Raw genomic sequence first — 12,247 nt, forward strand, 5'->3', positions numbered from 1 at the left:
GGATTTTCTGCCTTGTGCGTACCTCGACAGAGGGCAAACGACAGGAAGGTATTTCGTTTCTGCTGATCGACATGAAATCACCAGGCATTTCAGTAGACCCAATTCAAACGACAGACCTTCCTGTTAAAGGCGCTCAAGAAGTTAATCAGGTCTTTTTCAACGACGTGAAGGTTCCAAAAGAGAATCTTATCGGTGAAGTGAATAAAGGTTGGACATACGCTAAATATCTTTTGGAATTTGAACGCGGAAACGCCTATGCAGGCCGCCTAAAACGCGGTGTTCAAAAGGTCAAAGCGATTGCTGAAAAGGAAGTTGCCGGCGGTCAGGCTCTTCTGTCTGATCCATCATTCCGGTCGAAATTGACGAAACTGGAAATTGATATTCAGGCGCTTGAAATGACTGAACTTCGTATTTTGAGTAAACTCAGCAACGGACAGAATATGGGCCCTCAGTCGTCCTTGATGAAATGTCGGGGCACTGACCTGTATCAGGATGTTGTTGAGCTTGCGTACGAGGCTGTCGGGACATACTCAACGCCGTTCATTCCGCTACAGGCCGGACGAAATGACGAGCCCCTTGGCGCGGATTATGCCAGTGGCGTCGCGCCTCGGTACTTTAATGCCCGAAAAGTTTCCATATACGGTGGATCAAACGAGATCCAGCGGAACATTATGGCAAAACTTATCCTCGGCCTATAAGATAACGGGTCGGTCCATGGACCGGCCCCATTTCCTGCCGGAGGTCCTGTGATACCCCTCTCATCGACAGTTCTTTGCCATCCTATCCATTCAGGGCAAAGCTCTCTTCGTCAGGCCCTGCTCCACTTTTTATGGCTTGCGCAAAAATACAGAGACCCTCCAAAGAAACGATTATCCTGCACTCACCAAATTCTATGCTTAAAAAGAAATGCTCTGCTTTTCAAAGGCTCCTCACCCAAGCGACATTCTCGTTTAGGATCGATCAATAATAAATCCCTGAGCCTTGACGCCATTTATGGGCCCAGAGAAAGAGTTTTCTGACCGTTCCCGAAAGCCACAACATTCTGGCAAAGGAGAGATGATGCTGAAACGAGAAGATTTCACCCCCCAACGGATCGATGAACTGATCGCAGAAGCGCGCAAGTATGGCCCTTATGATGCCCTTACTCATGAAGAAAGGGAAAATAGCCGGCAGGACTTTTTAAAAAACAGGCAAAGCGAGGACGGTTTGTGGGTGTTCGGATATGGTTCACTTCTCTGGAATCCCGCCTTTGAGTTTGATCACTCTATGCCAGCACGGTTATACGGCTACCGGCGGAGTTTTTGCCTGAAACTTTCGATGGGCCGAGGGAGCGCTGAAAAGCCAGGACTTATGCTCGCCCTTGATAACGGGGGGTCCTGTAATGGCAGAGGGTTCTATATCCCAGCGCAAAAAGTAGAGAGTGAAACCCGTATCCTGTGGATGAGAGAGATGCTTTCTGGCGCCTATCGGGCCACCGAATGCAAACTCACCCTTCAAAACGGTGAAAAGGTCCCTGCGTTGACGTTTGTTGTCAATCATCAGCATAGAAGATATACGCCAGAGATCGATATTGATGAAAAGATCAAACTGATTGCAACGGGAGAAGGATATCTTGGAACATGCCGTGATTATCTAAGCAATACCGTAACGCATCTAGAAGAAATCAACGTCAAAGATCAGTATTTGCATTATCTGATGAGGAAAGTGGAAAATGCCTACCCGAAAAAGAAATGACCCGGCACGAGGGGTGTGTGCCGGGATCATATCGGCTGATATTAGATCTCTCCAACATCAGAGGGGTACTAGGGTACTTGATACTAAATAATCGGTACGAATACGCAACTATGTACTTAATACTAGGGTACTTGATACTACATCTACTAGGATATCGGGGGGGATATCCAGCAGATCAATTCTTGGAACTGATCAACTGATTTTGAGTATCTGCATAATGACGGGAAAGATCAAGAACAAACAGAATTGCCGGTGCCAAACGAAAACAATAAGCAATCTAATAGCATAGGCTTATTTCTTAGTATTTTTATTCTTTACTTAACGTCATATAGATGACGTCTATGTAATTATAAAATTACATTAAAAAAAATTTATTCACTTTTTTATCACGAAAAAAACGAATCAAACGACCTAAATGATTATTTTTCCGTCCTCTGCCAGAAACAGGCCTGATCTTGACGTTTAGGCAAAAAAAACGGCGGCCATACAAGCCGCCGTTTTATAAGTATTAGGTCTACCACTTATGCAGTAAGTGCTGCTTTCTTGCGACGACGGCCAAGCCACCCAAGTCCACCAAGCGCCGCGCCGAACAGAAGAACAGCAGGCGGAAGTGGAACTGCAGAAATCTGAACATTGTCCAGATAACCGCCGCGGGTATCGTCTGTGCCAGACGCCCAGAAATTCATTGTGATAGTCTGTGCAGTGTCCAGCGTAAAGATGTGAGAGATAATTTCCCAGCCATCTGAGCGAACACCAGTCACAAGTGTATCAGCAAGAACACCGGTGTCGATGCTATAACCAATTCCGTTCGTGTTCACGTCACCTGTACGACCAAGATACGCGAATGAAAACTCGTATGTACCAGCAGCAAGATTTACACTTTGCGCCATTGCAGAGTTTGAATCTGGAGCAAAGTCACTATCAAGTTCAATTTTCTGATTGCCAGCATAAGGATTTGCGCCGCCAATATTTCCTTTTTGAACTTCAATACCAGGACCTGCTGTGACTGCCCAACCTTCGAAAAGAGGGTTGATAACGTCCCAGCCATTGTTATTTGTATCAGCAATAGGTGTTTCAAACCCACTGAAGAAGACTGTTGTAGCAGATGCTGGTGTCGCAGCGATTGCGCAAACAGAAACACTGACAGCAGCAGCTAAAAGTTTAACTCGATTAAGCATTTTTCCATCCAATAAAGCGGAAATTTTACACCTACAGTCACGTCGATACTGTTGACGCCTGCAGAAAACATTAACAAATGATTAACGTCTGATTAATGTTTGCGCTCAAACTTGTCAACGCGCAGAAGGGCATTCTTTACAATTTAATAAAATTTTAATCATCTTCGTCGAGAAATCGTCAAATTTGACACAATAAATTAACCATAAATTGAATTATTAGGTTAACGTGGTGGGTCTTTATGGTTAATATTTTGCGTTAGATATAGACATATTGGACAGTCAGATAACACGAAATCGAATCAGATAGGCCAGAGCAGCCCTTAAACCGCCCAGCACACTTCATCCAGTCCGGCAAATCGCTTAAAACGGTTGATTTCAGCTTCCAGTTTCGCTGACCGCCCGCTGGTAAGAGGGAACCCGTCTTCCATCCAGACATGTAGAACCTGCATCTGGCCAGAAGCACGGTCTGCCTTCACCTCGATCCGACCGATAAATCTTGCGCCTTCGAGAATAGGATAAACATAATATCCCCACTGCCGTTTTTGTTCTGGCACAAAGATTTCGATACGATAATAAAAACCAAACAGGCGCTCTAACCGCTTTCGATCCCGAATAAGAGGGTCAAACGGATTTAATATACGAAGCTGTTTTGATGGATCCCCAACTTTGTTCAACCGCTCTTCGATATCGGCAAACGAAAAACAGGGCTGGACCGCCCCGTCATGCCCCTCCACTTCAACGCGTACAAGCCTGCTTGCATTCTTTTCTGTCCAGGCCTTCACCTCCCTTAAGCTGACCGCTTCCCAAAACCGTTGGATTTCACCTTCAGTCGCGAAAACAAGACGGTTGAGAGCCGCTTCACAAAGCCAGTTAATCTGGGCCTCATCAGAAATCTTCCGTTGCTGCAGTTCAAACGGAACGACCCTCTCAGTAAGATCGTAAAACTTCTTAAAATTAACGCGGTGAGACGTGGACAGTTTTCCAGAATACCAAAGATAATCCAGCCCCTGTTTATGAGGTGGGCGTTGCCACATCTTTTTTTGGCCAACAACTTTTGTATCAAATGCATGGGTGGACAGAGGTCCCTCCGCCTCAATCCGCTGCAACAAATGCGCCAGGTTCAGCGTCTTTAAATCCTGATACCGTCTGCCAACTTTTTCCTCTAACTGCGAAAACCGCCGTTGCCAATAGGGAAAAAAGGCCATGGGAATAAGCGATGCATCATGGGTAAAATGTTCAAACAATTGCCGTTTCTTCGAAAAGGCCTGAGGCAACATGTGGGGTCTGTATTTGGGGTGCCTCGTCCATAGAATGTGATCGTGTGCCCTTTCAACCACTCGGATCGTATCCAACTGAACAAATCCTAATGATTTAGAAAGGGCCTCAACATCAACGGGGCCCGTCACTTTTGCACAAAGCCCCATCGCCTCTAATAGCAACAACCGGGCATCTTGATTTGATATTTTAAGGGGCATAAACAGCTTTCGTCTCTATTGATGGACACTCTCTATTGAAGCGGATTTCAGTCAAACAGAATTTGACACGGATCACAAATTCATCGAACATTTTTTGTTCTCACTGGCCAACATCGGCCACGGCCACTAATAAAGACCGGTAGACCCCAATCACACATCTCTTCCCGAATGCACAAATAATAAAGCGCTGAAAATGAACAATATACGCGGCACACTCTTTATGGTTCTCGCAATGGCAGCCTTCGCCCTGGAAGACATGTTCTTCAAATCGGCCGTGCAAACCATCCCGGTGGGACAGGCCCTTATTCTATTCGGCCTGGGTGGTATGCTTGTCTTCATGATTTTGAGCATGGCCAAGCGGGAAAAGATCATCCATCCGCAAATCACGGCCCCGCCCCTGATCATCAGATCGGCATGTGAATTATTGGGGCGTCTGTTTTTTGCGCTCGCCATTGCGTATACCCCACTATCCAGCGCCTCTGCCATATTGCAGGCAACCCCTTTATTTGTGGCGTTAGGCGCTATTTTCTTCTTTAAAGAAAGCGTTGGCTGGCACCGCTGGGCAGGTATTATCCTTGGATTTGCGGGTGTGCTTCTTATCCTCCGCCCAGGATTGAGCGGCTTTGAAGCAGCCTCACTTTTCGCCGTTTTGGGAACCCTCGGCTTTGCAGGCCGCGATCTTGCCACACGGGCCGCTCCAATGACCATGTCCAACCGGCAATTGGGCATCTATGGCTTTTTTATCCTCTTCTTGGCAGGTGTTATCCTGTCTGTGTGGCACGGCATCTCGTTTGTTGTGCCTGAACTGACGGTCTGGTTCAAGTTGTTGGCAACCATCGCCGCAGGGGTCGTGGCCTATAACGCACTCACAATCGCAATGAGAACCGGGGAAATTTCGGTCGTCGCACCGTTTCGATATACCCGCCTTGTATTCGCGATGATACTGGGCGCCATTGTTTTCTCAGAACGCCCGGACGGACTGACACTCTTGGGCAGCGCAATTGTCGTCACAAGCGGCTGCTATATCGTCCTGCGAGAACGAAAAACACGAAAACAATGAAATGGAAAAGATGCCTTGGACAATATCTTGCTGGAAAAGCATCTCATCAAATTGAAGCCGGAGAAATCCTGCTCTCATTCTGAGAGAGGATATAATATTCCGGTGAGCCCGTTGAAGGAAACGCTCTTCCAAGCTCGACCGCGCTATACTTTCAGTCTTCAACCACGTCCCTGATATTCAGAACGTCCGCCCCAGAGAGTGGCAAAACGCCAAATATCTAAATTTCTGGGAAAAAATGGCTGGGGTGGCAGGATTCGAACCTGCGCATGCCGATACCAAAAACCGGTGCCTTACCGCTTGGCTACACCCCAACGAGAGGCCTCTTTCTATCCAAGAAGTTCGGTAATCTCAAGTCTAAATTTAAAAAAAATGACAATCCCGTGTCATTTAAAAAGTTGGCGGTCCAGAAAACGGAGAAACTGTGTGTAAACAATTGGCTCCAGAAGGATATTATTGGCATATTTCTGGGGCATGGATAGAACAACGCTTTCCTCCGCTGGGGCAAAAAAACGACTGCAATCCCCACCAAATATTGGTGTTCGTGCGGATGTGACCGCGAAAATTGGCGACCGTTCCGCGTGGGCCACGCCATTTACCTTACCGCTTCCCTGACAGTCCCATTCCGCAAGAATTCGGGCTTTCACGTCTTGGCCAGTATAGCGGGCCACAGCCGCCGCACCATCGTGCAGACCAACAAGAAAAACATTGGCGGGATCGATCCACGACTGCTTTGACAACTGTTTCAGAACATATCTGATTTCCAGCCGCCGCTCATCCAGTGTCGCTTCTGCCCGATCGTGCACAGATGCTGCGGACTGACAGTCCAACGGATTAAAAAACCGCGAATTGGAGGCGGGAGACAGGACGACATAGCCCTGTTCCGCCATCGCGCGCATTAATTCAAGCGGGTCAGGCAACCCGCAGGCCTGCACAACAACAATGATTGGCCATCTGATATCCGGCCCCACTCCAGCCAGACCTTGCGGCGGCCCGGCCCGGCCCCGATTGGTCGTCACCATAGAACCCGTTGTTCCGCGAACAGGCACCGCCACAACGGCATTTTGCCAGATCCGTTCCAGATCAGAAGTAACCGGTGCTTTGAATTGGGGGACATCGGCACGGGGTGGATCCGATGGCGAGGAACAGGCCGTTGCCAGTAGCAGTGCTAACAGCCCAAAAGCTGCGGACAGGCGCCCCAAATACCTATTGGTCATCAGGGTGGTCCAGACTTGGGAAATGAGAGGCCAGCGTCCACCAGGCAGGATTGCTGTCCAAAAGTTCAGCGCGTGCCTTTTCCGCTTCAGGCACAGTCTTGTAAAGCCCGAAACAGGTTGCCCCACTCCCACTCATGCGCGCAAGGCGGCAGCCCTCGGTGTCGTTTATTTTATTCAGAACAGTCTGAATATCAGGTGCCAGATCTACGGCCACGGGTTGAAGGTCATTTCTACACGCATCAAGTGCCTCTATAAATTGCTCGAAATCCAGATTTTCAAAACGGGGACAATCCGGCGTGTTGTCAGAGAGCGTTAGCGCCTTAAAAATGTCGGGCGTTGAAATCGATATTCCGGGATTAACAAGAAGAATGGCACAGGCTGGCCCGTTGGCTACCGGGGTAATCTGCTCCCCTATTCCGCGCATCATCGCGGTCTGCTGCAAAAGACATACCGGCACATCGGCCCCAAGCGTCAGGCCAATTTCGCCCAGCGTCTCCTTAGACAAATTCAAGCCCCAAGCTTCATTGAGAAGTAATAACGCCGCCGCGGCATCAGCTGACCCCCCGCCAATGCCGGACGCAACCGGTAAATTCTTCTGCAAAAGAAGGCGCGCTCCGTTTGATACTGAATATTTCCGTTTCAACAGGTCCGCCGCCTGCATCACAAGATTACGAGACTGGCACCCTGTCTGCGCAGCATATGGCCCCGTTTCGAACAATTGAAGCTGAGACTCATCTTCTGTAAGAGTGAGTTCGTCCCCGCCCCTTGGAAAACAGACAAGGCTCTCCAGCGAATGGTATCCATCGGGTCTTTTGCCTGTCACATGCAGGAACAGATTAACCTTCGGAGGAGCATAAGCGACCCGCTTCATTGACTTGTGCCATTCCCCTTAGGCAAGCCGTTTTTCAATTTATCTTCAATAATCGGGATCAGCTTTTCTTCCGGATCCAGCCACAAAGACCGCTGCCACTGATATCGTGCTTCTTTATACCGGCCAACCTGCCAGTAAGCATCGCCCAGATGATCATTTATTGTCGGGTCTTCTGGTTGAAGGGCCACGGCTTTTTCAAGTTGCAGCGCTGCATTTTCATAGTCACCGATCCGGTAATACAGCCATCCCAGACTATCAACGATATAGCCATCCCGAGGGCGCAACGAGACGGCCTTGGTCAGCATTTTCCTGGCTTCTTCCAGATTTTCACCGCGGTCAGCCCAGGAATATCCGAGATAGTTCAAAATTTGCGGATGATCTGGACGGAGCTCAAGCGCCTTCACCAGATCTGCCTCAGCATTATTCCATTCATTCAGGCGCTCAAAAGCGATGCCACGCGCATATAACAAGGACCATAGCCTGCTTTTTGCTTCGCCAATATTATCAATCGCGCGGCCATAGGCACTCGCGGCCCGGCGCCAATTTTTTACATCGCGGTTCAAGTCTGCCAGAACCACCAGTGGCTCTATATTATCCGGGTTGTCTTTTGCCAGTCGTTCCAACCGGGAAACCGCACGGTCCGTTTCTCCCAGACGGTGCGCAATCCACGCGGATCGGATACGAGCGTTGAGTGTATAAGGTGAGCCTTCCGGGATCGCTTGATAGTAAGAAAGCGCTTTCTCCCACTTTTGCTCGTCCTCCGCGATTTCGGCGAGCAATGCCTTTGCTTCCACCAGGTCCGGACGCAACATCAAGGAGAAATAGGCATATGTCGCGGCAACGCTGCGCACCCGTTCTTGACTTACGATAGTCGCCGAACTGTATAAGGCCTCTGCTGCGCCATCGATGGGATTATTTAATACTGGTTCGACATTGTTGTTTTTGGTCAGATCTTCCAACAGTCGGTTTGCCGTTGGACTGAGCGGAAACCGTTTTTGATAGTCCGAAATAATCTTCAGAGCGGCTTCTTTGTCCGACTGTTCCATCAGGAAACGACCGTAGGACTGCACAAACCGAACGGCGCGCCCGGCGGGCCCGGAATACGCCGCTTCAAACTGTTTTTGGGCTTCTTCGCGGTCCCCAGACACATGCGCCAACAACGCCAAATGATAAGATTTCAGGGCTTTAAAGCCATCATAATTATCAAGTTCATCCAGCGCTTTGTAAGCTTCTTCTTTTTGCCCCTGACCCAACTTAACCCAGGCGCCAAGAACAGGTCGGATAAGAATATTGAACCCGGCCGCACGGGTTTTCGACAAATGCTCGCTGGCTTTCAGAAAATTGCGGGACCGGATTTCGTCAATAGCAAGGATAAGGCGCGCAGCGCCGTCGTCGTTGGCATTTTGCGCTGTAATGTCCCGGGCGAGCAATAATGCTTTTTCCATATCCCCGTTGGCAAGCGCTACCTGAAACGTATTTTGTAGAATAAACCCGTCTTCCGGATACTGTTCCAGAACCTGATCAAAATATTTGGCAGCTTCTTCAGAGTTTTTCTCTCGAAAGGCTTGTCGGCCTGCCAGATACTGACCGGCAAAAGATGAAGGATAAGGATCGGCAATCCCCCCGTCATCCTGAAAAGAAAATGGTAAGGTTTCACTTCCAGCACCCGAGCCCGTCCCTGCGCACGCCCCAAGCGAGACAAGAAAGACCGATCCGGTCAATAGGGATACAAAGCGTCGTGATGTCTGTTTTTTCATTCAAAATACCTCTGTTACCCGGATACTATCTCTACTTTTAGCGATAAGACACTAACTTATTTTTGATAACCAGGTAACAGAAATAGGATGTTATGAGGAGCGATTTCAATATGTAAGCGGTTAATATCTTACATATTTGGATAATTTGGTCCTCCCGCTCCTTCAGGGACCACCCAATTGATATTCTGGGTTGGATCCTTGATATCGCAGGTTTTACAATGCACGCAGTTTTGAGCATTGATCTGCAGACGAGGGTTGGAGCCGTCGTCGTCCGTCAAATACTCGTAAACACCGGCTGGACAGAACCTCTGTTCCGGGCCCGCATATTCATTATAATTAATACGAACCGGGACCGTATCATCCTTCAATGTCAGATGAACGGGCTGGTCTTCCTCGTGGTTTGTGGCCGACAGGAAGACAGAAGAGGGTTTATCAAATGTATAAACACCATCATATTTCGGATATTCAATTTTCTTGCAATCTTTTGCTTTTTTCAGCGCAGAATGATCATCATGGATCTTAAAGGTCCAAGGCTCTTTACCGCCAAAGAGCTTCAGTGAAATACCAGTATAAAGTGTTCCTGCAAAGAGGCCCCACCGGAAGGCTGGCCTTGAATTCCGAACTTCATAAAGTTCTTTATATACCCATGAATCTTTAAACAGCTTTGGATAGGTTTCCAGAACCTTCGCAGGGGTCTCTGCATTTTCCTTGAATTCAGCCATGATCGCTTCAGCAGCCATCATACCTGTTTTCATCGCCGTATGAGATCCTTTGATCTTTGGAACGTTCACAAAACCGGCTGAACAGCCAACAATCGCACCGCCTGGAAATACCAGCTCGGGAACGGATTGAAGGCCCCCTTCATTAATCGCCCGGGCACCATATGCAATCCGCTTGCCGCCTTTGAGCATTTCTTTCATCATTGGATGAGATTTGAAACGCTGGAATTCGTCATACGGTGACAAATAAGGATTTTCATAATCGAGTGCGACAACATAGCCGACATAAGCCTGATTATTTTCAAGGTGATAAACGAAAGAACCACCATAGGTCTTGATATCCATCGGCCAGCCCGCCGTATGGAAAACATGACCTTCGCGATGTTGTGAAGGGTCCAGCTCCCAGATTTCTTTGATGCCGATCCCAAAGGACTGTGGGTCACAGTTTTCGCGCAGATCAAATTTTTCAAACAATGTCTTGGTAAGAGATCCGCGAACCCCTTCGGCGAAAAGCGTGTATTTCGCATGCAGTTCCATACCCGGCTCATGGGTCGGCTTCGGCGTGCCATCGCGGCCGATCCCCATATCGCCGGTTGCGACACCCTTAACGCTGCCATCCTCATGATACAGCACCTCGGCTGCTGCAAATCCAGGATAGACCTCCACGCCAAGCGCCTCAGCCTGTTCGGCCAGCCAGCGACACAAATTTCCAAGACTGATGATGTAATTGCCCTTGTTATGCAACTGCTTAGGCAAAAGGAAGTTTGGAAAAGCAATCTCACTTGCTTCTGTCAAAAAATAGAAATTTTCTGATTTCACCGGAGTGTTAAGCGGAGCGCCCTTTTCCTTCCAGTCAGGAAAAAGTTCTTCCAGCGCGTGTGGCTCAAAAACATTGCCCGACAAAATGTGCGCGCCAATCTCAGAGCCTTTTTCCAGAACGCATACACTGATGTCGATATCAGCTTCCATGCTCAATTGCCGCAATTTTATCGCCGCAGACAGACCAGCCGGTCCTCCGCCAACAATTACGACATCAAATTCCATAGATTCGCGTTCCATTATAAAGCCTCTTCTAGCATTTTTATTTAATCGGGCCGAACAAGCCGCCTGCAATCGTCTTTTCTCGGTAAACCAAACGAGTGTCCAACTTTATTTTTTCCTGACACTATATTTTTTTTATGATGCGTCAATCCTGTTTTTTTTGAACGCATTGGCAGTTTTCTGCCCTTCTACAGTTGCGATTGGAAAATCAGGAGCTTTGAATATGCGCAAACATGCAGATTTCCCCTTGGGAAAGTCCGTGAAACATAATTTGCGATTATAAAAATGAGACACGACACAGGGTTCAAATTTATAATCGACTGCTGCTATGATGCGCGTCATGTACGGGAATGCAAACATAAAACAAATTCTGGACTTTTATCTGGAGGCAGGCGTCAATGAAACCATCGGTGAGACACCGATCGATCATTTCGCCCTTAAACCACCCGTAAAATCAGCCCCAGCAGAACAGACAGTCCGTCGCCCCCTGCCAACGGCTCGGGCTGCGACTGTCTCTGTGTCAGCAGCCAAACCGCCGCGCCCCAATGCTGAGCTGGTGAACCATGCCAAATCTGTGGCGGCTGACTGTGCCACGATTGACGCCCTGAAAAATGCCGTCGAATTATTCGACGGATGCTCGCTTAAAGAGCTTGCCACCCATACAGTGTTCGCCCGGGGCAACGCGAAAAGTCCGCTTATGCTGATTGATCGGCCCGCGGCATCAGATGAAGATCGAACCGGTCTTCCTTTTTCTGGACAAAGCGGCGAACTGCTCAGCAAAATGTTAAATGCCATTGGCCTTACGGAAGACGACGTCTATATGACAAGCATTCTTCCCTGGCGCCCACCGGGAGGGCGCGCGCCAACAACCGAAGAACAAGCTGTTTGTCTGCCCTTTGTCGAACGGCATATTGAACTTGCTGCCCCTCAGACCGTTATCTTATTCGGAGAAGCCGCCTCTTTCTTAACCGGCAAAAAATCTGGCATTAACCGGTTACGCGGAAAGTGGTTGACCCTGGAATATGGTGAAACCAGCGTCCGGGCCTTGCCAATGTTCCATCCTGCCTTCCTGCTAGAACATCCCGCATCAAAAAAGATTGCCTGGAAAGACCTGTTGACCATACAGTCTGCGATCAATGCCGCGCGCCCATGACATCGCCCCTCACAACAGTAACCGTTTAATCACAAGTAGCATGTA

At 48.6% G+C, this 12,247-nt stretch carries 10 protein-coding genes and 1 tRNA gene; 4 read left to right on the top strand and 7 right to left on the bottom strand.

The genetic code is table 11. The features are described 5' to 3' along the window. Both ACJAYR_RS12895 and ACJAYR_RS12900 read left to right on the top strand, forming a co-directional pair. The coding region (locus ACJAYR_RS12895) for an acyl-CoA dehydrogenase family protein (RefSeq protein WP_415236980.1) at positions 1 to 698 on the top strand (698 nt) is incomplete at its 5' end. 358 nt (positions 699 to 1,056) lie between these two features. Continuing rightward, positions 1,057 to 1,734: a gamma-glutamylcyclotransferase gene (locus tag ACJAYR_RS12900; protein ID WP_415236981.1), complete on the top strand. Its 678-nt coding sequence runs from the start codon at positions 1,057 to 1,059 to the stop codon at positions 1,732 to 1,734. 521 nt (positions 1,735 to 2,255) lie between these two features. Here the strand turns inward: ACJAYR_RS12900 and ACJAYR_RS12905 are convergent. Further along, positions 2,256 to 2,912: a hypothetical protein gene (locus ACJAYR_RS12905; protein WP_415236982.1), complete on the bottom strand. Its 657-nt coding sequence runs from the start codon at positions 2,910 to 2,912 to the stop codon at positions 2,256 to 2,258. A 320-nt stretch (positions 2,913 to 3,232) separates the two neighbouring features. After that, complete coding sequence (locus tag ACJAYR_RS12910) at positions 3,233 to 4,387, bottom strand: winged helix-turn-helix domain-containing protein (protein ID WP_415236983.1); 1,155 nt, start codon at positions 4,385 to 4,387, stop codon at positions 3,233 to 3,235. 193 nt (positions 4,388 to 4,580) lie between these two features. On the opposite strand from ACJAYR_RS12910, the gene ACJAYR_RS12915 reads away from it, so the two are divergent. Then, positions 4,581 to 5,447, top strand: coding sequence for a DMT family transporter (locus ACJAYR_RS12915; protein WP_415236984.1), 867 nt, complete (start codon positions 4,581 to 4,583; stop codon positions 5,445 to 5,447). Between the two features lie 236 nt (positions 5,448 to 5,683). On the opposite strand, the gene ACJAYR_RS12920 is transcribed toward ACJAYR_RS12915, so the two are convergent. The 5 genes from ACJAYR_RS12920 to ACJAYR_RS12940 all read right to left on the bottom strand — a co-directional run bounded on the left by ACJAYR_RS12920 (position 5,684) and on the right by ACJAYR_RS12940 (position 11,067). Next, positions 5,684 to 5,758: transfer RNA gene (locus ACJAYR_RS12920), tRNA-Gln, on the bottom strand. A 72-nt stretch (positions 5,759 to 5,830) separates the two neighbouring features. Next, positions 5,831 to 6,661, bottom strand: a complete 831-nt coding sequence (locus ACJAYR_RS12925) for a hypothetical protein (protein ID WP_415236985.1) — start codon at positions 6,659 to 6,661, stop codon at positions 5,831 to 5,833. Next, positions 6,651 to 7,532 carry a 4-(cytidine 5'-diphospho)-2-C-methyl-D-erythritol kinase gene (locus tag ACJAYR_RS12930; RefSeq protein ID WP_415236986.1) on the bottom strand — a complete coding sequence of 294 codons (882 nt, stop codon included), beginning with the start codon at positions 7,530 to 7,532 and terminating at the stop codon, positions 6,651 to 6,653. The genes ACJAYR_RS12925 and ACJAYR_RS12930 overlap by 11 nt, the downstream gene beginning before the upstream one ends. Further along, complete coding sequence (locus tag ACJAYR_RS12935) at positions 7,529 to 9,289, bottom strand: tetratricopeptide repeat protein (RefSeq protein ID WP_415236987.1); 1,761 nt, start codon at positions 9,287 to 9,289, stop codon at positions 7,529 to 7,531. Before ACJAYR_RS12935 ends, ACJAYR_RS12930 begins: the two co-directional genes overlap by 4 nt. Positions 9,290 to 9,417: 128 nt before the next feature. Continuing rightward, positions 9,418 to 11,067 carry a 4Fe-4S dicluster domain-containing protein gene (locus tag ACJAYR_RS12940; protein ID WP_415236988.1) on the bottom strand — a complete coding sequence of 550 codons (1,650 nt, stop codon included), beginning with the start codon at positions 11,065 to 11,067 and terminating at the stop codon, positions 9,418 to 9,420. Between the two features lie 322 nt (positions 11,068 to 11,389). Here ACJAYR_RS12940 and ACJAYR_RS12945 point away from each other — a divergent pair, with 322 nt between their 5' ends. Next, on the top strand, positions 11,390 to 12,202 hold the full coding sequence (locus ACJAYR_RS12945) for a uracil-DNA glycosylase (protein ID WP_415236989.1): 813 nt from the start codon (positions 11,390 to 11,392) through the stop codon (positions 12,200 to 12,202). Positions 12,203 to 12,247 lie beyond the last annotated feature (45 nt).

The sequence above is a fragment of the Sneathiella sp. genome (genome assembly GCF_047631475.1).
GTDB lineage: Bacteria > Pseudomonadota > Alphaproteobacteria > Sneathiellales > Sneathiellaceae > Sneathiella.

What these genes read in the sequence shown, in the direction of transcription:
- ACJAYR_RS12900 (WP_415236981.1), top strand. Translation starts at nt 1,057, where the DNA reads ATGATGCTGAAACGAGAAGATTTCACCCCCCAACGGATCGATGAACTG.
- ACJAYR_RS12905 (WP_415236982.1), bottom strand. Translation starts at nt 2,912, where the DNA reads ATGCTTAATCGAGTTAAACTTTTAGCTGCTGCTGTCAGTGTTTCTGTT.
- ACJAYR_RS12910 (WP_415236983.1), bottom strand. Translation starts at nt 4,387, where the DNA reads ATGCCCCTTAAAATATCAAATCAAGATGCCCGGTTGTTGCTATTAGAG.
- ACJAYR_RS12915 (WP_415236984.1), top strand. Translation starts at nt 4,581, where the DNA reads ATGAACAATATACGCGGCACACTCTTTATGGTTCTCGCAATGGCAGCC.
- ACJAYR_RS12925 (WP_415236985.1), bottom strand. Translation starts at nt 6,661, where the DNA reads ATGACCAATAGGTATTTGGGGCGCCTGTCCGCAGCTTTTGGGCTGTTA.
- ACJAYR_RS12930 (WP_415236986.1), bottom strand. Translation starts at nt 7,532, where the DNA reads ATGAAGCGGGTCGCTTATGCTCCTCCGAAGGTTAATCTGTTCCTGCAT.
- ACJAYR_RS12935 (WP_415236987.1), bottom strand. Translation starts at nt 9,289, where the DNA reads ATGAAAAAACAGACATCACGACGCTTTGTATCCCTATTGACCGGATCG.
- ACJAYR_RS12940 (WP_415236988.1), bottom strand. Translation starts at nt 11,067, where the DNA reads ATGGAACGCGAATCTATGGAATTTGATGTCGTAATTGTTGGCGGAGGA.
- ACJAYR_RS12945 (WP_415236989.1), top strand. Translation starts at nt 11,390, where the DNA reads ATGTACGGGAATGCAAACATAAAACAAATTCTGGACTTTTATCTGGAG.